Source organism: Chitinophaga arvensicola (genome assembly GCF_900110835.1).
Taxonomy (GTDB): domain Bacteria; phylum Bacteroidota; class Bacteroidia; order Chitinophagales; family Chitinophagaceae; genus Chitinophaga; species Chitinophaga arvensicola.
Genome location: NZ_FOJG01000001.1, coordinates 1,148,250 through 1,169,673, shown reverse-complemented (window position 1 = coordinate 1,169,673; position 21,424 = coordinate 1,148,250). Strand labels below are relative to the sequence as shown.

At 46.1% G+C, this 21,424-nt stretch carries 17 protein-coding genes; 6 read left to right on the top strand and 11 right to left on the bottom strand.

What is annotated here, in order from left to right; all coding sequences use genetic code 11:
• Window positions 1–42 precede the first annotated feature (42 nt).
• The 5 genes from BMW79_RS04985 to BMW79_RS04965 form a co-directional block, all read right to left on the bottom strand.
• Window positions 43–648 carry a c-type cytochrome gene (locus tag BMW79_RS04985; protein WP_089891355.1) on the bottom strand — a complete coding sequence of 202 codons (606 nt, stop codon included), beginning with the start codon at window positions 646–648 and terminating at the stop codon, window positions 43–45.
• A gap of 83 nt (window positions 649–731) precedes the next feature.
• Window positions 732–1,328: a DUF3341 domain-containing protein gene (locus tag BMW79_RS04980; RefSeq protein ID WP_089891352.1), complete on the bottom strand. Its 597-nt coding sequence runs from the start codon at window positions 1,326–1,328 to the stop codon at window positions 732–734.
• A gap of 48 nt (window positions 1,329–1,376) precedes the next feature.
• Entirely contained in the window at window positions 1,377–2,813 is a 1,437-nt protein-coding gene (gene nrfD, locus BMW79_RS04975; RefSeq protein WP_089891349.1) for an NrfD/PsrC family molybdoenzyme membrane anchor subunit, read from the bottom strand.
• Between the two features lie 110 nt (window positions 2,814–2,923).
• A complete protein-coding gene (locus tag BMW79_RS04970; RefSeq protein WP_089891346.1) occupies window positions 2,924–5,992 on the bottom strand; it encodes a TAT-variant-translocated molybdopterin oxidoreductase in 3,069 nt (1,022 codons plus the stop codon).
• Between the two features lie 70 nt (window positions 5,993–6,062).
• Window positions 6,063–7,337, bottom strand: a complete 1,275-nt coding sequence (locus BMW79_RS04965; protein WP_245752380.1) for a c-type cytochrome — start codon at window positions 7,335–7,337, stop codon at window positions 6,063–6,065.
• Window positions 7,338–7,784: 447 nt separating this feature from the next.
• On the opposite strand from BMW79_RS04965, the gene BMW79_RS04960 reads away from it, so the two are divergent.
• From BMW79_RS04960 to BMW79_RS04950, 3 genes are all read left to right on the top strand, one after another.
• Window positions 7,785–8,534 carry a copper resistance protein NlpE N-terminal domain-containing protein gene (locus BMW79_RS04960; RefSeq protein ID WP_089891343.1) on the top strand — a complete coding sequence of 250 codons (750 nt, stop codon included), beginning with the start codon at window positions 7,785–7,787 and terminating at the stop codon, window positions 8,532–8,534.
• A gap of 152 nt (window positions 8,535–8,686) precedes the next feature.
• The gene (gene purN, locus BMW79_RS04955; RefSeq protein ID WP_089891340.1) at window positions 8,687–9,256 is read left to right on the top strand and encodes a phosphoribosylglycinamide formyltransferase; all 570 of its coding nucleotides are present in this window, start codon (window positions 8,687–8,689) and stop codon (window positions 9,254–9,256) included.
• Between the two features lie 55 nt (window positions 9,257–9,311).
• Window positions 9,312–9,983, top strand: a complete 672-nt coding sequence (locus tag BMW79_RS04950) for a hypothetical protein (RefSeq protein WP_089891337.1) — start codon at window positions 9,312–9,314, stop codon at window positions 9,981–9,983.
• Between the two features lie 6 nt (window positions 9,984–9,989).
• Here BMW79_RS04950 and BMW79_RS04945 read toward each other — a convergent pair whose 3' ends face one another.
• From BMW79_RS04945 to BMW79_RS04935, 3 genes are all read right to left on the bottom strand, one after another.
• Window positions 9,990–12,452, bottom strand: a complete 2,463-nt coding sequence (locus BMW79_RS04945; RefSeq protein ID WP_089891335.1) for a TonB-dependent receptor — start codon at window positions 12,450–12,452, stop codon at window positions 9,990–9,992.
• A 130-nt stretch (window positions 12,453–12,582) separates the two neighbouring features.
• The gene (locus BMW79_RS04940; protein WP_089891332.1) at window positions 12,583–13,767 is read right to left on the bottom strand and encodes a GTP-binding protein; all 1,185 of its coding nucleotides are present in this window, start codon (window positions 13,765–13,767) and stop codon (window positions 12,583–12,585) included.
• A 248-nt stretch (window positions 13,768–14,015) separates the two neighbouring features.
• On the bottom strand, window positions 14,016–14,429 hold the full coding sequence (locus BMW79_RS04935; protein WP_089891329.1) for a MerC domain-containing protein: 414 nt from the start codon (window positions 14,427–14,429) through the stop codon (window positions 14,016–14,018).
• A gap of 201 nt (window positions 14,430–14,630) precedes the next feature.
• Between BMW79_RS04935 and BMW79_RS04930 the strand changes: the two genes are divergently transcribed.
• Window positions 14,631–15,257 carry an SCO family protein gene (locus BMW79_RS04930; RefSeq protein WP_089891326.1) on the top strand — a complete coding sequence of 209 codons (627 nt, stop codon included), beginning with the start codon at window positions 14,631–14,633 and terminating at the stop codon, window positions 15,255–15,257.
• A 14-nt stretch (window positions 15,258–15,271) separates the two neighbouring features.
• Entirely contained in the window at window positions 15,272–15,706 is a 435-nt protein-coding gene (locus BMW79_RS04925; RefSeq protein WP_089891323.1) for a Fur family transcriptional regulator, read from the top strand.
• Window positions 15,707–15,751: 45 nt separating this feature from the next.
• Here the strand turns inward: BMW79_RS04925 and BMW79_RS04920 are convergent, their stop codons facing one another.
• From BMW79_RS04920 to BMW79_RS04910, 3 genes are all read right to left on the bottom strand, one after another.
• The gene (locus tag BMW79_RS04920; RefSeq protein WP_089891321.1) at window positions 15,752–17,473 is read right to left on the bottom strand and encodes a M3 family oligoendopeptidase; all 1,722 of its coding nucleotides are present in this window, start codon (window positions 17,471–17,473) and stop codon (window positions 15,752–15,754) included.
• A gap of 203 nt (window positions 17,474–17,676) precedes the next feature.
• Window positions 17,677–18,345: a DUF5606 family protein gene (locus tag BMW79_RS04915; RefSeq protein ID WP_089891318.1), complete on the bottom strand. Its 669-nt coding sequence runs from the start codon at window positions 18,343–18,345 to the stop codon at window positions 17,677–17,679.
• Between the two features lie 93 nt (window positions 18,346–18,438).
• Window positions 18,439–20,145, bottom strand: coding sequence for a lamin tail domain-containing protein (locus tag BMW79_RS04910; protein WP_089891315.1), 1,707 nt, complete (start codon window positions 20,143–20,145; stop codon window positions 18,439–18,441).
• A gap of 146 nt (window positions 20,146–20,291) precedes the next feature.
• Here BMW79_RS04910 and BMW79_RS04905 point away from each other — a divergent pair, with 146 nt between their 5' ends.
• Complete coding sequence (locus tag BMW79_RS04905) at window positions 20,292–21,281, top strand: aspartate-semialdehyde dehydrogenase (protein ID WP_089891313.1); 990 nt, start codon at window positions 20,292–20,294, stop codon at window positions 21,279–21,281.
• The last annotated feature ends 143 nt before the right edge of the window (window positions 21,282–21,424 follow it).

The following is a 21,424-nucleotide window of genomic DNA, read 5'->3' as shown; positions in this document are numbered from 1 at the left end:
ACTGTATATTAAAATACTTGATTGAAATTCAGTTTAACTCATTTATTTAGCTGCAACAGCACTACTATCCTTAGCAGGAGCGGCAGACGGGGCGGCAGCACCTGGCTGTTTGCTTCTGATATAAGCAGCAATCTTCCAGCGTTGCTCTCTGTCGAGCTGACTGGCGTAACTACCCATCATGTTATAACCGTAGGTCATTACATGGAACAGACGGCCTTCTGTGTAACCGGATTTTGCACCGGCAACCAGGTTGGCAGGAGCTGCAGGGTATGGTCCATCCCCACCTTTGTACAGTGGACCATTACCATCTAAAGCAGTACCATGACAGATACCACAGTAGATATTAAATAAACGTCCGCCTTCTTTCAGATCGGCATCCGTAATCGTTAATGGATTCTTCACCAGATTAGCCAGTGCCGTATCTGATTCTTTCAGATGGTATGGCAAAAGTTCACCTCTTTTTACTGTTCCTTCCACTGGCTTCAGGCCTGACAAACGAGCACTGTAAAATTCATACGCACGGGATTCATACATGTCTGGCATATAAATCCTGCCGGGCTTTCTGTTATGCTCCCCTCTGTTACAGGCTGCCAGGAAAGCTCCAGTTGCCAATGCGGCTACAATCAATATGTTGGAAGTCCTTTTCATCAGAAATTATTTATCTAGCTTTCATTAGTTCTTGCTTGCTCAAATCCTAATGTCGCAACGGTATGTTTTAGCTGTTATTATAATTAAGCGTTTGCTGCGGTCTGAATCTTACGGAGATAAGGCTCATCGTCCTTATCATATCTTCCGAACCACCATCCTGCTTCAGCTTTCTGCTCATTGATATCCTGTGCACCTGCAGCAGCGAGGAAGGTTTTTACTTCTTCCGCATTGGTTTTTTCTGTCAGCTCTATTACCATTACAAACTTATCGTCCGTTTGTCTTGGATGGAAGATATGTTTCTTCACCCCAGGCATTAACTGGCAGAGGTAGCAGAAAGTCATCACCATACCTACTGCCGCAAATAATACGGTCAGCTCAAAAGTGATGGGGATGAACGCTGGCAGCGGGAAATGTGGCTTACCACCGATGTTCAGCGGCCAGTCTACATTAAATACCCAACTCATGAAGGATAATGCTGTAGTAGTACCAGTGATACCATATATGAAACCGGCTGTGTGCAGACTGGTTTCTCTTAAACCCATTGCATGATCGAGGCCGTGAATAGGAAAAGGAGTGTATACATCGTGCAATTTGTATCCTGCAGTGCGTACTTTCTTTACTGCCGGAAACAACACTGCCTCATCGTCAAACAAGCCTACAACAAATTTTTTAACAGCCATATATTTAAAAATTCAAATTCCAGGTAATTAGTTCTCTTAATTCGTCTTTTAGTGTGCGTGTGCTACGTCGTGTGCAAATTTCTCAGCACTCTCTTCTTCGTAAACTTCCATTTTCTCTTTGTAGTTCTCACCGGAAGTTTTCAGGATAGCCTTGATTTCAGCTACTGCAATTACCGGGAAGTATTTAGCAAACAGGAAGAAGCAGGTAAAGAACAGACCGAAAGTACCCATGTAGAAACCTACTTCAGGCCAGGACGGACGATAGTATGACCAGCTGGATGGCAGGTAATCGCGGTACAGTGAAGTACAGATGATTACGAAACGCTCGAACCACATACCGATGTTCACGATGATAGACATTACGAAGGTTACGGCAACGTTTCTTCTCATTTTGCGGAACCAGAACACCTGCGGAGTGATTACGTTACAGGTCATCATGATCCAGTAAGACCAACCCAGCGGACCGGCTGCACGGTATTTGAAGAAAGTATCGAATTCGTAAGGGTTAGCACCATACCATGCCATGAATAACTCAGTCAGGTAAGCGCAACCTACTACGGAACCCGTTAATACGATTACCTTGTTCATGGCTTCCATGTGACCCAGGGTAATGTATTCTTCGAGATGTAATATTTTACGTGTAATGATCAGCAGGGTTTGTACCATCGCAAATCCGGAGAAGATCGCACCCGCTACGAAGTAGGGAGGGAAGATGGTAGTATGCCAACCAGGAATTACAGACGTCGCAAAGTCAAAAGATACAATGGTGTGTACAGACAGTACCAGTGGAGTAGATAAACCTGCCAGTACAAGTGACAGTGCTTCGTGACGTTGCCAGTGCTTGGTAGAACCGGTCCAGCCGAAAGCTGCTACACCGTATAATAACTTGCGTAATTTAGTTTTAGCTCTGTCGCGAACGGTAGCGAAATCCGGAAGGAGACCGGAGTACCAGAACAACAGGGAAACGGTAAAGTAAGTAGAGATCGCGAATACGTCCCAGAGGAGCGGAGAGTTAAAGTTAACCCATACCGGACCACGGGTATTTGGATAAGGCAGGATAAAGAACGCCATCCATACACGACCCATGTGGATAATCGGGAACTGACCGGCACACATTACGGCGAAGATGGTCATCGCTTCTGCTGCACGGTTCACCCCTGTACGCCAACCCTGGCGGAACAGGAGGAGGATCGCGGAGATCAGGGTACCGGCGTGACCGATACCTACCCACCATACGAAGTTGGTAATATCCCAACCCCAACCGATGGTTTTATTCAGATTCCATACTCCGACACCGAAATAGATCTGCCAGAACACTGAAAATGCGCCGAAGCCCAACAGTGTCAGGGATATAAAAAAGCCTACATACCACAGTTTTCCAGGCTTCCCTTCAATGGGACTAATGATATCTTCCGTTACCTGGTGATAATCCTTAACCCCGTCAACCAAAGGTTCTCTCAGTGTGGATTCGTATTTTAAATGCATATTCTATAAGCTTTTAGCTGCTAGCTTCTAGCTACTAGCCCTTGTCTTTTGTTATGATCTCAGATTCTGTTCTTTTCTGTCTTTTTCTTAACGGTTACCGGTTAAGATCATTAAGCGTGGTGCGCTTCTTCCTTGTGAGCAGGTGCTTTTTCTGCTTTAGGAGCGGCGTCCTTGTTTCTGATCTTCGCCAGGTAGCTGATAGAAGGCAGTACGTGTGTTTCTTCCAACACATAGTACATTCTGTCTACCTGCTGCTCGTTACGAATCTTATAGATTTCGCTGTTCTTATCGTTGATGTTACCAAATACGATTGCATCAGCGCCACAAGCTTGCTGGCAGGCGGTTTTAGCAGCTCCGTCTTTCATCGGGTGACCTGCTTTCTTCGCATCCAGTTTCGCTTCCTGTAAACGTTGTACGCAGAAAGAACATTTTTCCATCACACCACGGCTACGAACCACTACATCCGGGTTCAGAACCATGCGGGTCAGGTTATCGTTCATGTCAGCAACATCGTACAGGTTATTTTCGAAGCTGTCCGCACCGTTCCAGTCTCTCCAGTTGAGGCGACGTACTTTGTAAGGACAGTTGTTAGCGCAGTAACGGGTACCGATACAACGGTTGTAAGCCATCTGGTTGATACCTTCAGAGCTATGGTTGGTAGCACCAACCGGACAAACGTTTTCGCAAGGAGCGTTATCGCAGTGCTGGCACAGCATAGGCTGGAACACTACTTCCGGATTATCTTCATCTCCGCTGAAGTAGCGGTCGATGCGGATCCAGTGCATTTCGTGTGCTTTTGCTACTTCTTCTTTACCTACAACAGAAACGTTGTTTTCTGCCTGGCAGGCAATGGTACAGGCGCCGCAACCGAAACAGGTGTTCAGGTCGATAGACATGCCCCATTTGATACCTGGGTAGCTGAAGTTAGGGTAGAGGGTAGCATCTTTACGGAAGTCAGGACCAAATTTCTTCAGTTCCCTTCTGTCTTCGTTTACTTCCAGCGGGTTCTTGATGAACTCTTCGAGGGTAGTTTCTTTAACGATAGGACGACCTTCGTAGCTGTTATGTGTTTGTGTTAATGCAACGGTTTCTTTAGCACCGGTAGCATCAGCAGCAGCATCTGTAGTGAAGTAGTCAAATGTCTGACCATTGAAGCTTACAAAAGGATAAGCGTTTTTACCGATACCGGCAGCCGCTCTTCCTACGTTAGCACCGCGGCCGTAACCTACTGCGATGGCGATTACTTCCGGGTGAATACCTGGAACGATCAGCAATGGCAGTTCGATTTCTTTACCGTTGGATTTTACTTTCAGTACTTTCTTCTCAACGTTGATTTCGTAGTCGTCACCTAATTGAGTAGAGTAAGTTTTTGCGAGTTTGTTGGAGATGCAAGCGTAGTTACCCCAGGTAGAGCGGGTAATTGGATCAGGCATTTCCTGTAACCATGGGTTGTTAGCGAGTTTACCGCTACCAATTGCCACTTTTTCGTACAGTACCAGTTCCAGTTTGCCACCACCTTTTTTCGCGCTGTTGATTTTCGCAGCAGCACCGGCAATATCACCGGCGAAAGAGGCGCCACCTAAAGCAGGAGCAGTAGCTGGTTCAACCACACCGTCCTGTAATGCTTTATCCCATGCTTCCTGTCCGCCCAGTTTGCTAACCCACTCATTTTTCAGGTAGTCAGCCCAGGTAGTTGCGTTACCTGACCAGGTGAGGAGGGTATCCTGGATCGCACGTGTTTTAAACAGCGGCAGGATAGTAGGTTGACCGAAGCTGTAGTAACCGGTTCTTCCTTCTGCATCGTTCCATGATTCCAGGAAGTGATGATCAGGAGCGATGTATTTACACAGTTCAGTGGTTTCGTCGTTTCTGTCGTTGAAGGATACAGCGAGTTTCACTTTCTTCAGACCTTCTGCGAATTTCTGAGATTCGAAGTAGTCGTAAGCAGGGTTAGCGCCATAAACCAGTACAGCACCGATGCTGCCTGCGTTCATATCGCTTACCAGTTTAGTCATATCGCTATCAATACCCTGACGGTAGTTGGAAGGAGCAGCGAAATCGATGGTAGTACCATTGGCGCCAACGATGTTGTTGATGGCGTTTACAATGATCTGTACGTTTACATCGTTGGAACCGCTTACTACCAGTGCTTTACCGGCGTTAGCTTTCAGTGATTCCGCAGCTTTCTTGATACCATCAGCCACACGCTTGTCGGCAATGGCAGGAGCGGTTACGCTACCACCTACTGCAGCCAGCAGGGCCAGTGCTACTGCACCGGTTTCAGAAGGTTTGTGTGTATATCTTTCATCCGCGTTTGCACCGGTGAGGCTCATATGGCTTTCGAACGCGAAAAGTTTGGACATTTCGGGTTTCTGCGCATTGATCTTACGGGTTTGAGCAAACTGGCGGGCGTATTCAACCGGGTTCAGCCAGGTTCCGATAAAGTCGGCTCCCAGACTCACGATCGATTTTGCATTTTCGAAGTGGTAGGAAGGAACAACTCTTTTACCGTAGGAGGCTTCATTTGCCTGGAGTATACCGGAGTAAGAAACTGCGTCGTATACTACGTGGCGGGAGTTTGGATATTTTGCCAGGAACTCGCCGATCACTTTCTTAGTGGAGGGGCTGAGTAAGGTAGCACTTAATAAAACAACAGGAGCACCGCCTAAACCGGCCAGTGCTGCACCTACTTGTTTATCCAGTTCTGCCCAGGTTGTTTCCGTACCACCGATAGATGGGAAACGGAGACGGGCAGTATCATACAGGCTCAATACCGCACCTTGTACTCTTGCGGAAGTGGCGCCCTGTGTGATGGTAGATAAAGTATTCCCTTCCATTTTGATGGGACGACCTTCGCGGGTTTTCACCACAACTGGTACGTATTCGCCATCAATGGCGTAAGAAGAAGCATAATAATTGGCTACACCCGGGGTGATTTCTTCCGGTTTGTTTACATACGGAATAGCTTTCTTAACCGGTGTTTCACAGCTGGCAGCGATAGCGGCAGCAGCGGTGGTGAACCCCAGATATTTCAGAAAATCCCTGCGGGGGGTAGTAGCATTCAACAGGCCTTCACTCTCGAACGGTAGTTCTTCACTGAATTCGTTCTTCACAATTTCCTGATGCGCATCGGTATTGTGCAACTCCTCCAAGCCTTTCCAATACTTTTTTTGCTCCATGTTATATTAACGAGTTACGTTTATAAATTTTGATATCTTCTGATTAAGAGAAAATCTCTCTAAATCCTTCCTAGTAGTGACATTTTTGACATTCAGTACCACCTACCATCTCAACTGTTACGCTATCGATCTTCTTATCTTTAATATCCTGATGAAGCTTTTCGAAGATGCTGTAATAGTTGTTGTCAGCGAACTGCACTTTAGTAGTACGGTGACAGTTGATGCACCATCCCATAGAGAGATCGGAGAACTGGTGTACTTCATCCATTTCGGTGATAGCACCGTGGCAGGTCTGACACTGTTGCTGACCGGCAACCACGTGTTGAGAGTGGTTAAAGTAAACGTGGTCGGGCAGGTTGTGGATCTTGGTCCATTCGATTGGTCTGCCTGGCTTGGTATATTTACCAGCTTCAGGATCCCATCCTACGTAATCGTATAATTTTGCGATTTCAGCAGTACCGTCGATTTTCTTGCCTTCTGCAGTTGTCAGCTCAGGACCGGAGTATTCCTTAATGGCCTTGTGACAGTTCATACAGATATTTTCAGAAGGAATCATGGCATGCTTACTCTTCTCAGCACCGGCGTGGCAGTACAAACAGTTGATCTGGTTGATACCGGCGTGCACCTTGTGGCTATAGAAGATAGGTTGCTCCGGCATGTAGTCTTTCTGACGACCCAGGCCGATAGCCCCTTGAATTGTAAGGTAACCGCCTACCATGAAGAGCACCAGGATGATCAGGGCCAGGTAAGCTTTATTTTTGTAGAAAGGAACAGGATCTGCGGTAGGAACACCCTCTTTATCACCAGCCAGCTTATTCAGGTTGCTGTTGATCTGCATGAGGATCAGCGCTACTACTGCGAGGATCAGGGTAATGATACCGAACAGTAAACTGTTGTCATTGCCTTTATCAGCCGTCTCATTAGCATTAGGGTCAGCAACAGCTGTCTTTCCGCCAGGTGTATTTTTCTCTTCATTCTTTACATAAGCCAGGATGTCGTCAATATCTTCATTGGATAATGAAGGGAAAGCGGTCATCGCTGTCTTGTTGTACTGATTGAACAGCTCATTGGCGTATTTGTCCCCTGAAGCCAGTACAGAAGCAGAGTTATGGATCCACTGGTGCAATAATTTCTTATCGGGCCAGCGATCTTCTACCCCCGCTAATGCAGGACCTGTCAGCTTTTTATGGACATTATGGCAGGAAGCGCAATTTGTTTGGAATAATGCTTTACCCTTCGCTGGATCCGCTGCCTTAACAGAAGAAAACGGAATTACTATACTAGCGCATAGAATAAGCACACTCACAAAATGCTTGCGCAAAAGAATGGAAACACGACGATACACAGCCTATATAGTTTAGATTTGACCTAAAGTTTCTTAAAAGTGCCAGCAAAAATAAGACAGAATGTTGACAATTTACCAACAATTAAAAAAATTTATTGTCTTATGAGATGCTGTTTTTAACCTGATTTTTGAGCAACGATTGAGCCGAAAGTCTTTCTGCTGGCCTATTTAAACACTTCACCTATTATATCCTTTCAGAACTTATTATTTTGATTGAAAGTTTGATTCCACTGTGGACGCACGTCTACATCATAACGTGGGGCAAGGTTTGCGGGGATATAATTATAATATATGCAGATGAAAATAAGATAGTGGTCCCCTATATCCTTTCACACAATATAATATATTATCTGTCAGCGCTCTTAATTTATGTGAGAGTTGCTATTTTTACCATAATAACCTGCCAGCGGACCAGAATGTTCAATCTGCTACCAAAAAATCAATCCCATGAAAAAAATCCTTCTGCTGCCTGTTCTGCTCTCTGCCCTCGCGGCCTGTAATAATAACACCACCACTTCCGGATCGGACAGTTCCGTACCACATACGCCCTCTGCCACCCGGACCGCCCCCGTTCTGACCGGCACCTACCAGGGCACCCTGCCTTGTGCCGACTGCCCCGGCATGGATTACCAGATCAGTTTGTTTGACGACCACACCTTCAGCGAACTCGTTGCCTACCAGGGAAGAGGGCAAAGCATCGCCTCCGTGGAAACCGGCACCTGGAAGCAAACCTCCGACTCCACTGTCGTGATCCAAAAGAAAACCGACAGCAGCTCTTTCCTGTCTGCCGAAGGCAAACTCCTGCTCCTCGATACCAAAGGCAAAAGAATTGAAGGCGTGCTCGCCAGCAATTATATATTGAAACCAGTAGAAGGAGGCGACCGCAGACAACTCCTTGCTGAAAAATCAAAGGTAGGCATCCGGTTTACCGCCAATGGCAACGAACCCGGCTGGACCCTCGATCTTGACAAGCAGAAGCTCCGCTTCCGGAATATGAATGGCGATAGCCTGCAGGTATCCCTGCCTCCGGCCCAACCCAATACCGATACCTTAAAGGTGTATACCGCCCCCGGCATTACCGTCAGCATCCGCAATACGATGTGCGCCGACGACATGAGCGGACTGATGAAACCCAATACCGTTCAGGTACAGGTAAAAGATAAAACTTACCAGGGCTGCGGGGAGTATATCAAATAAACCTTGCAAGGTGTTTCCTGTGTGATTATTGAAGTTCCCGGACCCTGGAAAGAAGACTGAATCCGGTTCTTATAACTGCTTCTTCAAATAAGCATGCGCCCACATGTTTTAAATTATCTATTTTTGTATCCTACTCAAAACAGCAAGAGATTTTGAAAAATATTGCCATATTCGCATCGGGTGCAGGAAGCAACGCGCAGAAAATTATAGATCATTTCAGAAATTCAGACAAGGGCAGGGTTACCGTTATCGTTTGTAACAAACCCGGCGCCGGTGTTTTACAGATTGCCGAACGCGAAGGCATTTCCAGTATTATCATTGAAAGAGAAGCTTTTTTTCATTCCGATAAATACATTCAGTTATTACAGGAGCAACAGATTGATCTCGTGGTACTCGCCGGCTTTTTATGGAAAATTCCGGCCAACCTGGTACAGGCATTTCCCAACCGCATCATTAACATCCATCCGGCACTGTTGCCAAAATTCGGCGGAAAGGGAATGTATGGACACTTTGTACACGAGGCTGTGATCGCCGCCGGAGAAAAAGAAAGCGGGATCACCGTCCATTACGTAAACGAAAAATACGATGACGGAGAAACAATCCTCCAGGAACGCTGCGTTATTACACCGGATGATACCCCGGAAACTGTAGCAAGCAAAGTGCAGGCGCTGGAGCATCAATGGTTTCCGGTAATTGTGGAACGATTATTGACCACTTTCTGATGGCTCACACACGCCAGGAATAAGGTCCTAAAGCCAGTCTAACCCTTACAACTGTATGAAAAAGACACTGCTGTTAATATGGTTATCCTGTTTATTGACACTCGCATCCTTTGCACAACAGGATGACAAAAAGCAATTGAGCAGGAGCACCTTTCTCAAAGTAAATCCTACTACTTTAATCAATGAACTCGATATTTACCTGGAACAGGAAATAACGGATAAGTTCAGCCTGGAAGTAGGTATCAGCGGCATCTATACAGATTACCCGGATTATGTGCTGGCTAAAAAAATTGATATCGGGCAGAAAAAGCCCGATATCAGTACAGAACAATTTGTAGATGGCAGGGGACTCGGCTTCCGTGTTGGCGCCCGCTGGTTTCTTATTTCGCGGGATATGGCCCCGGCAAGGGCAGCAGGTACCTACTTTGAACCTGTATTGTTCGTTAAAAAAGTTTTCTATCCCAATGAAGACAATACCTTCAGCAACGTTACCTACACCAACTCCGGCGATAAAACAGTGGTTGGCCTACAACTCCTGATCGGACGACAGTTCAAAAAAGACCGCTTCATCCTCGATCCCTTTATTGGCGTAGGTATCCGTAGTAAAATCTATCATTATAATACCTATCATTTTGATGATAACAAAGTATCCCTGAACGATGGCAAGATGGTAAGCGTATTACCCAGCCTGCAGATAGGTATTAAAATGGGACTTAAACTCCGCTAATGCTATCTAAAAAGGTACGATCACTTTTGCACTGAAATTCCTGCCCATATTGTAAATCCCCAGTCGGCCGTTGGGCGAAGCACTGTAGTACTCAAAATATTTCAAACGGTTCATATTTGCCTGATAGGCAACATCGGCCACATTATCGAGCTGCAGAAACAGTTCACACACCGTTTTACCCTTCTTATTCACCACCCCCGTTCCGGCGCCGATATTGAACAGCGTATATCCCGGTGTAAACGTTTCCGTATCATCTACCCCGTAAAAATGAGGCTGGTCCGCAATTATATCTGCTTCCACCCGGATATAGCTTTTGGTAAATATACCATGATTACGTTGGGTCGTCGCCTTTAGTTCGCTTCGTATATGCGTAGGCGGAATAAAGGGCAGGTATCTTGCGTCATCACCGTGTGTACGGATCAGCTCCATGTTCCTGTTGCGACCCTGCGTATAGGCAATGCTGTTATTCATGGTTAACCACGCAATCCGGCGGGGGTGTAGATTTACACTTACTTCAGCACCAAACAAACGGGCGGCAGACTGCTGGTATTTATAGGTAGCATTCCCTGGCACAATCACTACCGGGTTGCCGTTATCATCGTATAGCTTTGCCTGGTAGATATAGTTTTCAATGTTATTGTTAAACAACTCGGCGCTGATATCCAGATCAGGCAACCATGCCTGGATACCGATGTCTTCCTGCAAACTGAACTCCGGCTTAAATGTCCGGTTACCCAGGTATACAATGTGTGCACCCGGATCGAGGCCATTGGAGCCGATCTCCGTGATATTCGGCGCACGGTACCCCCTGGCGATATTGGCTTTTACCAATATCCGCTGACTGATATTCCAGGTGGCGCCTAAGCTTCCGGATACACCGGTGTACTGATGCTGGAAATACGGGAACTGGAGATGTGCACCCGCCGTATCCGGTACCGATACATGCTTTTCAAATCCGTTTTGTTTGTTGGCACCTACATAAAAATCATTCCAGCGGATAGAACGGCTGTCGTAACGGACGCCTCCGGATACATCTACCTTTCCGAACGACTTCTTCGCAAATACAAAGGCGCCTATATCAAACAGGTTGTAATCAGGAATCGGGAAATCTGTTCCGTTCCGGCTTTTATTGGACTGGTACATCCCATTCACGCCTACGGTAGTTTCCACGCCGCCCATAGCCGGCAGGTTGTAACGTACATCGTAGTTCAGCGTATTCAGCACTACATACAATCCTGGTTGCGCAGGCATTTCCGGGTGATTATATTCCCGGCGGATACTTTGCTGCAAACCAATCATCGTATTGATATCTCCGTTACCTATATTCCATTTGGTATGATTATATACCCGGTAATGCTGGATATGCTGATGCAACGGATTAATGGAGTAGGAGCGTAGCTCATTATCCGGTACCAGTGGCCTGTTCTTTATGTCATCATCTTCCTTTACCTGCTTTGTAAACTTCCGTGTAAGCGAATCCCGGCTACCATCGGGAATTTCCTGGGTGTTATCATAAAGTGTGGCACCAAACTGCGAATGGCCCCATGACTTATCCACACTGGCCAGTGCTGTGAGGTTGTACTCCCGAAAGGCGGTTCCATACACGAAGCCATCCACATTGTTGTGGTAATTATGTGCTGCCTTGGCAGTGGCCCGTGCTACAAATTTCCAGTCGTTTTGCCGGTAAGCCAGTCCCAGTGAAGAACCTATCATACCGTTGTTACTGTGATAATCAGTAAGAAAACTACCTTGCAATTTGCCGGATGTCAGCTCCGGAATATCAGGGATCATATTGATCACACCGGCTAAAGCATCGGAGCCATAGGTAAGACTTGCCGGCCCTTTAACCACTTCAGCACGACCAATACCATACTGGTCTATTTCAATGCCATGTTCATCTCCCCATTGCTGTCCTTCCTGTCTTACGCCGTCGAACAGCGTCAGTACGCGGTTGTAGCCCAATCCACGGATAAAAGGTTTTGAAATATTGGGACCGGTGGTCACTGCGCTCACGCCAGGTACTCCTTTAATAATAGCATCGATGATGTTATTATTTACGTTCATGTTCATTTCTCTTTTCCCTATAACGGCAATGGGTATAGGGTTTTTCCGGGCGGCAGTGGCGCGTGAAACACCAGTTACCACTACTTCTTCCAGCTTTGACAAATCTTCTTCCAGCAACACATTCAGCAGTGTTGTTTGTCCGGCTACAATCGTTTTCTTCAACTTAATCGTTTGGTATCCTACCATTGATACCTTCACTTCATAAGTACCGACAGCAAGGTGGGGTATACTGAAAAGTCCCTGTTGATCGGCTACTGCACCGGTTTTCAAAGCAGGTATAGCTACGTTGGCGAATTGTACCGGTTTACCGTCTTTATTGGTAACCGCGCCTTTCAGGTTGCCTTGCTGGGCATATACTGTATTGACAAGTAGTAAGAAGAATAGTAATGTAAATGTTTGTTTCATGCTTAATAATGTAGGTTTTAAAGTATAAGGGAGTTTTCAGGATAGTAACATGGATTACACTTCCAAACTTATATTTTCAACAAAACTATACTCTATTTTTATACTCGTCTTAATTATTTTTTAGACTAATCTAAATATCAGGAAAAGGATCATGAAAGATGTGTCCTGCTCTGAAGTCTTTGATCTCCGATTCGGTGCAAAGACAGCCATCGAGATCGATGATAATATCATGTGCCTCCAGCTCTTGTCCTATGATTACCAGCTCATTGTAGCGGTCTGCAAAGCGATCGTCCCAGCGGCTGGTAATCAGGGCATATGTTTCGGTGTCCATCTGCCACTGATTCCGGGGTATGGCGCACCACCAGTAACCAGCTTTCTCTGCCCTCAATGATCCGCCAGCCTGGCTCCAGTTAACAGCAATGTCCGGTCTGGAAACCAGCCAGAAAAGGCCTTTGCTTCGGATCACGTTTCCCGGCCAGCGTTCATTGATATAATTCCAGAAACGCTCCGGATGAAAGGGTTTGCGCCTGCGGTATACAAAAGAAGAGATTCCGTATTCATCTGTTTCCGGGGTATGCTCATTTTCCAGTTCGGCTTGCCAGCCGGCGCTTTGGGAGGTGGTTTCAAAATCAAAAAGACCTGTGTTCAGAATTTCCTTCAAAGGCACCTGTCCTTTAATCGACTCCACCAGCTTAGCCGTAGCATTTAACTTACGTATCACTGCTTTCAGGCTCCCCAGCTGCTCTTTCGTTACCAGGTCGCATTTGTTCAGCACAATCACGTTCGCAAATTCCACCTGGTCTGTCAGCAGGTTTACAATGGTGCGCTGATCAGCAGCATCGTCTGTGAGGCCTCTGTCCTGCAACTGCGCGATACTGCTATAGTCGCGGATAAAGTTATAGGCGTCTACCACGGTCACCATGGTATCCAGCTGACTAACCGTACTAAGGTCAATGTTGTTGGCTTCGTCCTGGTAACAGAAAGTTTGCGCTACCGGAATAGGTTCTGAAATACCGGTAGATTCAATCAGGAGATAATCAAATCTTTTCTCCGCCGCCAGCGCGGCCACTTCCTTCAGCAAGTCTTCCCGAAGGGTGCAGCAGATGCAACCATTGCTCATCTCTACCAGGCGCTCTTCCGTTTTGTGAAGTGTGTTTTCATTTTTCACCAATTGTGCATCGATGTTCACTTCACTCATATCGTTCACAATAACGGCTACACGAAGATTTTCGCGGTTATGCAGGACATGATTGAGCAAAGTAGTCTTCCCCGCGCCGAGGAAACCACTCAGCACCGTAACAGGTAATCTTTCCATATGTGATGAATTATATTGCTATACGTGATGTTTGGTAGTGCTGTATAGTATTTTCAAAATGAATATGATGAGTGATGCGATTCGGCGACTCTTTTCTTTTTGCAGGACCTGATAGCGGGTGATATAATGAAGGTAACGCACCGTTGATACAGATATACAGCGTACTTTCGATCACAGCGCCTGTTGTATTTTCCTCTACAAACACCAGACTTGCTTACTTTCAGTAAGTTTCGCTTTTCACACAGCCATTATCCCTGGGCTTCCTGCTTATGCCCCACTGCACATTCCTTACAACGTCTGAGATTTAATATATGCGCTCCCGTTATTCCAACGGCACCGGCAAAAATGATAGCTGGTTCCCAGTAACCGCCGTCTATTACAAAGTGGCCACCCAGCAACAAAGCGAAGCCAACCGCAAATAGCAGCATCGGTGTTAACCGGCGGTGATGACGCAGATATCCGCGTCCCAGCGAAAAACAGCCCACTGCAAAAGAAAAGGAGAGCAGTCCATATTCCAGTTTTTCATTCTCCAATACATGCGAACCCAACAAGGGCAGTACCGTTAGCATCAACGGAAGTACCGCACAATGCACTGCACATAAAACGGACGCGCCAATCCCGATGCTGTCCAGATTCATCTTCTTTAAAATATTCAATTCCATGTCCCCATTTTTCTATCCGGACAAAACTACATAATTTTGCAACATTGTTGCAAAATAAATCACACTCATTTATCAGATAAATTATTTTATCAATTGTAAAACGTTGCAGGTGTGTTAAAAAATTGGGAGATCAATGGTACTGATGGGTATCTGTCAACTATGCCCTACCTTTGTATATTGAACAAAACAGGGATTATACCTATGTCGAAGAAAGCAATTATACTGATTTCGTTTTTTGTAGTGCTGAGCGCGGGTTTCCTGGGCTACGCAGGATTTGTTATAAAAGGAGAGACAGGCACCTTCTTTGGAAAAGATAAACTGCCTCATCTGGGCGCGCCAGGTCATACGGTCCCGGGATTTTCCTTTACGGATCAGGATGGAAAAACCAAAGCGAAAGCCGATGTGGAAGGAAAAATTTACGTATCTGAATTCTTCTTCACTACCTGTACTGGTATTTGTCCGAAGATGAATGCCAATATGGATAAAGTGTATGCAAAATATAAAGACAAACCCGATTTCCTGATCCTTTCGCATACAGTAGATCCGGAACACGACAGCGTTCCCGTGCTAAAAGCATACGCCGCCAAACATAATGCTGATGCTAAAAACTGGTGGTTCCTCACCGGAGATAAGAAGCAGTTGTACCGTATGGCGCGGCAGGGTTACCTGGTAGACGACGGCGTTTATACCGGGGAAGAAGACTTTGTACACACCCAATGGTTTGCACTGGTAGACAAGGCCGGCCAGATACGTGGCCTGTATGAAGGTACCAAGCAACAGGATGTGAACAGGCTGATTACAGACATAGACCGTTTAATGGAAGAATAAAGTTTTTTTTCATCATGGGCACCAAACAACAAATAACAGAAAGAATAAGTGGATTGTTACGCGAGAGCAAGCTGAGTGTAACTGAAACCAGGACTAAGATCCTGGAACTGTTCATGAAAAGCAATGGCGCACTGGAACACAGCGATTTCGAAAAGCTGGCAGGCCAGTCGTTCGACCGCGTTACCGTATACCGAACCTTACAGACTTTCCTCGATAAAGGAATCATTCATAAAATACCAACTACAGATACTTCTGTGCGCTACGCCTTATGCAAATCGGAATGCTCAGAGCATCATCACCATGATCATCATATTCACTTTAAATGTGAGGAGTGTGGCAATACCATCTGTTTAGATGAAACAGATGTGCCGCAAATACAGCTTCCTAAAGGCTATGCCGCACATAATGTGGAAGTAGTGGTGAGTGGGGTCTGTAAATCCTGCAAATAATTAAGAAGCCTTTGTGAACAAGCGATTCACAAAGGCTTCTTCTCTTTATATCTTCTCTATTTCCGCTTTCACGAAATCGGCCAGCTCCTTTACATAAGCCGGTGAGAAATCAAATTTAATTCCTGCTGCTTTATACAATTCAGGCAATGTTTTGGTATTACCTAAACTCAACGCCTGTACGTAATTGTTCAGCGCCTGTGTTTTATTTTCCCTGAATTGTTTCCACATGGCAATAGCACCCAGTTGTGCGATACCGTATTCTATGTAATAGAAAGGCACTTCAAACAGGTGCAGTTGTTTCTGCCAGGTAATAGCGCGGTAGTCTTCATGACCGCTCCAGTCAACCACTGCCGGAGAAAACTCGTTCAGTATTTCCAGCCATCTGGCCGTTCTTTCTTCGGTGGTATGTTGTGGATGTTCATACACCCAATGCTGGAATTTATCAATGGTAGCGATCCACGGGAAAATGGTGATGGCGCGTTCCAGTTGCTGGAGGCGTGCGCGGCGTAACTGTGTTTCATCATCAAAGAAAATGTTCCAGTAATCCATGGTAAACAGTTCCATGCTCATGCTGGCTACTTCTGCAATCTCCATGGGATATTCCTTGAAGGCGCTGAGTGCCAGGTGGTGACTGAGGAAAGAGTGTACCGCATGACCGCCTTCATGCACCATTGTAGTCAGGTCTTTCATCTGACCAGCCGCATTCATGAAAATAAAAGGCACACCTGTTTCTGCCAGTGGGCAATTATAACCTCCGGGAGCTTTACCATTGCGGCTTTCCAGGTCAAAGCGGCCCATATCTTTCATTACCCGCAGGCAATTCCCAAAGAATGGTCCCAGTTCGTCGAACGTAGCAATGGCCTTATTCACCAGTTCTTCTCCGGTATGAAACGGTTCCAGCGGCTTTACGCCTACCGGTTCTGCTTCTGTATCCCATGGTCTTAAGGTATCGAGTTGCAGTTTTGCTTTTTGTTTTTCCAGGATCTGCTGTACCAATGGAACAATATGTGCCTTAATCGCTTCATGGAACTGGAATGCATCTTCTTTTGTATAGTCGAAGCGACCCAGTTCTTCGAATTTATAATCGCGGTAATTAGCAAAGCCGGCATTTTTGGCGACCTGGTCGCGTTTCGCAACCAGTCCGGTATACAGGTTATCCAATGCGGCCCTGTCTTCCAGGCGGCGTGCGCCTGTTTTGGTAAACACTTCTTCACGTAGTGCACGGTCGCTGTTTTCCAGGAACTTTGCCGCCTGTTGCAGGGTGTATTCCTGGTCTTTAACCCTGATGGTCATTTTACCGGCAATAGCACCATATTGCTGGGCCATTACGCTCAGTTCTGCCTGGATAGGAATATTTTCCTCGCGGAACAGTTTTACCTGTTTCTGCACATTCCTGAGATAGGTTTTATACAGGTCCGCATCCAGTTCCTTTACAAACGGGCTTTCCAGCAGCTTTTTATTGAGTGCATCTGCATAGGGTTGCAGCTTGGGCTGAATTTCCATGCAGAAGTAGGCAAATGCTTCTTCGAGTGATTTGTCTGTAATATCGCAGGTCATGTGGATCTGGCGCCAGCAAGCATCTTCGCTGATAACAGCTTCCAGTTCGCTCATATCTTTGAGCCACTTTTCCAGGTCCGTCACGCTGTTGATATTTCTTTGCTGCAGTGCTTCAAAGTAGGGTTGCAGGGCGTCCCAGGTAGTTACTTTAAAATCTTCCGGGAGAAATGTACGCGGTAGTTTCTTTATATCTGCACTTAGTTTATCCATGCTATCTGTTATTTTAAAAATTTTCGGATGTAGAAATTTAGGCATTTTTATGCTAATGCCGGGCGTCTATTGCTAAAAAGAATCGTTAAAAAGCGGGATGCTAAAACGATTCAGGCTTCTATTTACAGAAAATAATCATCTGTAAATAGAAGCCTGAAATATGGTCCTGACTGATTTGAAAGTATCAGACAGTTGTCTTCTTACTATTCTTCTGTTTTCTTCTTGCGTGGCTTAGCAACTTTTTTAGGTTCTTCACCTTCTGCTACCGGCGCGTCATCTTTCTTAGCTTTGGCTTTCTTAGGTGCTTTTTCTTCTGCACCTTCGCCTTCTTCTTTTTCTGCCTTTTTAGCGCGTGGCTTTTTAGGCTTTTCTTCTGTAGCTGTTTCTTCAGCAGCTGCAGGAGTTTCTTTTTTCTTTTTCTCAGGAGCAGCGGTTTCTTCTACTGCCACTTCTTCTACTTCACCTTCACCATCGGCGAGGATCTCTTCAAATTTCAACAGATCGTTTGCTTTGAGGATACCAAACCATTTTACCATCTTCTTCATATCACTCACATACACTCTGTCTTCATCGAATTCAGGGAATACGCTTTTGAAATAAGCTTTGATAGCATTGTTATCTGCTTTACCTGCTACGAGCGGGTGTGACGCTGCTTTTTCATCCATGGCTTTGAAAACTTCAGCCAGGTTTACGTTTTCGCCGGTAGTGAATACTTCAATACTTTCCAGTGGAGTAAAATTATGCACGCGGGAAGATACAAACCTTGTACTTTTATCTTCCAGTGACCTTACGATGGCGCCATCTTGTTTGCTGGCTACTAACTGAAACAAACCGCCCAATCCGGTTACTGCAACAATTTCTCTGTACTGCATGTTCAAATTTTTAGGAAGCGCAAATATAAATAATTATAATAGATTGCCCACGGCTATTTTTGGCCTTTAAAAAGCCTGCGACGGGGGCGTGCGTCAATTCAACTTTCGTGCCATGACCACCGTGCGTTTCCAGTGTTTCACGAATCCACGGGGATTAAATATCTCTATAAAAAATATATAAATCCCTGGCGGTAAAACTACTGCATTTTCACCAATTCCATCCCATGATAAATATCCGCTATTTCCAAGCAGTACATTGCGGGCCAGGTACCTCACTGGTTTACCCTGTAAATCATAAATAATAACATTTCCTACAAAGCCGGGACCGGGCAGTTGCCAGGAAAGCTGTACCTGATCATCCGTGCCATCATTGTCGGGCGAAAACACTTCCGGCAGCAATGCAATATTGAGAGAATCCCCTGCATTGGCCCGGCGTTGGGAATTAGGACTACCCGGAGTAGCATAACCTGCAGTAGCGGCGGCCGATTGCCAGTTACTGCCATCGGCCGCCGGCAAGTGATAGTCCAGCCGTTCCAGGGAAATACCCTTTAACTGGCTGGCCAGTGGAAAGTGTTGTCCATCCGTGTAAGGCAGTTCATCTATGACGGTACTATCAGCCCGCAACAGGACTATTCGTCCCGCTGCCATAGGCATGGAAGGCAAACTGCCGGTTTCCTGGATATTCTCCGGTGCTTTACAATGATAATATCCACAAAGCAGGGCCGTGTTGGTGGTAATGGCCAGTAATTGCCCGGGCATCAGCAGTCGCCCTGCGTTCATTATCTTCTTAAAAACTTCAAAACGGCCATCCGCTTTACGGGCACAGAGGCGTAACTCATTTAGCGCGATCACTTTCCGGCTGGCGTTATACAGTTCTATAAATTCGGGGATACCCGGGGGAGGGTAAAACAATACCTCACTGATGAGGACCTCCCCCGGCAGCGGAAATTGCGGCAGGCCCAGGGTGATGCTGTTGTATATGCCACTCACTTCTCCGTTGCAATCCGCTACCCCGTTAGTCTGGATGGTGTATACGGCGGTTGGTTGCAAAGGTGCCGACAGTCGCAGCTCTACGTTATTAAATAAGGGAGGGATCACCCGGCAGGCATTGACCTTTATCCCTCCGCTACATTGATAACGGGCGGGATCGGCCGCCAGGGCGCTGTCGAGCGTTTTGCTGAATTGCAGTAAAACATGGAGGCTATCGGTCAGCGAAGCAAACAACAGATCCGGTTTACCGGGATCTATAGTACCCGCGCCAACTGCATTGGGCCATCCGGGGGTACCACCGGAAAGGGCGGTACTGGGCGCCCAATTCATTTTTCCACTACAGGGAAATGCCGTATTGATCATTTCCAGGCTGATGCCGCCCCTTATACCCTTTCCACCCACATACCAGCCTTGATGGTAGTCAACGGCGTGTATTACCCTTCTAAATGCATCATACAATACAATGAGTGCACTATCGTCTGCAATGGCCGGGAAACGATCTATTCCCCTGATATTGGGAATGTTATAACTATTTACTGCAGCCGGAGCGCAGAGGACCAGCAAACTGTCGGGTTGCAGTAAATAAGCCGGCAGTAAGGCTTCCCGCTTATTTATGGCAATGCGCCAGTCCTTCAGCTGCACCGGCGCTGTACTTATGTTCCGCAGCTCTATATATTCATAGGGGGGCAATCCGGCTACGGGCGTAGGTTTGGGCATCACTTCATGGATAACAACATCGTAAATGGCCGGAGTCTGGGTAAAACCGGCCAGGGCCTGCAGCAGGCAGCAACAAACAACGGGTAGGCGCATAGACTATTTTTTGGGTACTCAAACTTAGCATTCAGATCGCGCTCTTATGTTAATGCCATGCAAATGGTAAAAAAAATTCTTAATGCTATGAAAAGCGCCTCCTATATATTAATTTTGGGCTTCCAAAATTTAAAATGTAAAACAAAATGAAAGTTGCCGTAGTTGGAGCGACCGGACTGGTAGGCTCAAAAATGTTACAGGTGTTAACGGAAAGAAATTTTCCCGTTACTGAATTGATTCCCGTGGCTTCTGAGAAGTCCGTTGGTAAGGAAGTAACATTTAAGGGCAAGACCTGGAAGGTGGTGAATGCTGAAACGGCGATTTCCATGCAGCCGAATGTCGCAATTTTCTCTGCCGGTGGCAGCACTTCCCTGGAATGGGCGCCCAAGTTTGCGGCTGCTGGTATTACGGTAATTGACAATTCCAGTGCCTGGAGAATGGATCCTACCAAGAAACTGGTAGTACCGGAGGTAAATGGCGATGCCATTACCCAGGAAGACAAGATCATTGCCAATCCTAACTGTTCCACTATACAGATGGTGTTGGTGCTGAAACCTTTGCACGAAAAATATAAAATTAAAAGAGTGGTGGTTTCTACCTATCAGTCAGTAACCGGTACCGGTGTAAAAGCGGTAACCCAGTTAATGAATGAAAGACAAGGTATTACCGGTGAGATGGCATATGCTTATCCGATTGATCTGAACGTTATTCCGCAGATAGACGTGTTTCTCGACAACGGCTATACGAAAGAAGAAATGAAGATGGTCAATGAAACCAAAAAGATTATGAGAGATGACAGCATCCTGGTAACGGCTACGACTGTACGTATTCCGGTAATGGGTGGTCATAGTGAATCCGTGAACATTGAGTTTGAAAATGAATACGATGTGGCCGAACTGAGAGCATTGCTTGAAAGTACGCCAGGAGTAATAGTTGTAGACGATCCGTCTAAAGCGTTGTATCCTATGCCGAAGGATGCGCACGACAAAGATGAAGTGTTTGTAGGACGCATCCGCAGGGATGAAACACAGGCCAAAACAGTGAACATGTGGATTGTGGCAGACAACCTCCGTAAAGGTGCAGCTACCAACGCGGTACAGATTGCAGAATACCTCAGCGGCAAAAACTGGCTGTAATCATACTGTTGTGCTATGTAATTAAGGGGTTATACTACCCTTATTGGTGGCTCCCGTATATGACTATACGAAAATATATTTATAACTCATTAAGAGCAAGCGTTTTACCGCTTGCTCTTTTTTACGCGTTTTACAAAAGCATA

Coding starts and splice junctions, on each gene's coding strand:
- BMW79_RS04985 (WP_089891355.1), bottom strand. CDS start 648: ATGAAAAGGACTTCCAACATATTGATTGTAGCCGCATTGGCAACTGGA.
- BMW79_RS04980 (WP_089891352.1), bottom strand. CDS start 1,328: ATGGCTGTTAAAAAATTTGTTGTAGGCTTGTTTGACGATGAGGCAGTG.
- nrfD (WP_089891349.1), bottom strand. CDS start 2,813: ATGCATTTAAAATACGAATCCACACTGAGAGAACCTTTGGTTGACGGG.
- BMW79_RS04970 (WP_089891346.1), bottom strand. CDS start 5,992: ATGGAGCAAAAAAAGTATTGGAAAGGCTTGGAGGAGTTGCACAATACC.
- BMW79_RS04960 (WP_089891343.1), top strand. CDS start 7,785: ATGAAAAAAATCCTTCTGCTGCCTGTTCTGCTCTCTGCCCTCGCGGCC.
- BMW79_RS04950 (WP_089891337.1), top strand. CDS start 9,312: ATGAAAAAGACACTGCTGTTAATATGGTTATCCTGTTTATTGACACTC.
- BMW79_RS04945 (WP_089891335.1), bottom strand. CDS start 12,452: ATGAAACAAACATTTACATTACTATTCTTCTTACTACTTGTCAATACA.
- BMW79_RS04940 (WP_089891332.1), bottom strand. CDS start 13,767: ATGGAAAGATTACCTGTTACGGTGCTGAGTGGTTTCCTCGGCGCGGGG.
- BMW79_RS04935 (WP_089891329.1), bottom strand. CDS start 14,429: ATGGAATTGAATATTTTAAAGAAGATGAATCTGGACAGCATCGGGATT.
- BMW79_RS04930 (WP_089891326.1), top strand. CDS start 14,631: ATGTCGAAGAAAGCAATTATACTGATTTCGTTTTTTGTAGTGCTGAGC.
- BMW79_RS04925 (WP_089891323.1), top strand. CDS start 15,272: ATGGGCACCAAACAACAAATAACAGAAAGAATAAGTGGATTGTTACGC.
- BMW79_RS04920 (WP_089891321.1), bottom strand. CDS start 17,473: ATGGATAAACTAAGTGCAGATATAAAGAAACTACCGCGTACATTTCTC.
- BMW79_RS04915 (WP_089891318.1), bottom strand. CDS start 18,345: ATGCAGTACAGAGAAATTGTTGCAGTAACCGGATTGGGCGGTTTGTTT.
- BMW79_RS04910 (WP_089891315.1), bottom strand. CDS start 20,145: ATGCGCCTACCCGTTGTTTGTTGCTGCCTGCTGCAGGCCCTGGCCGGT.
- BMW79_RS04905 (WP_089891313.1), top strand. CDS start 20,292: ATGAAAGTTGCCGTAGTTGGAGCGACCGGACTGGTAGGCTCAAAAATG.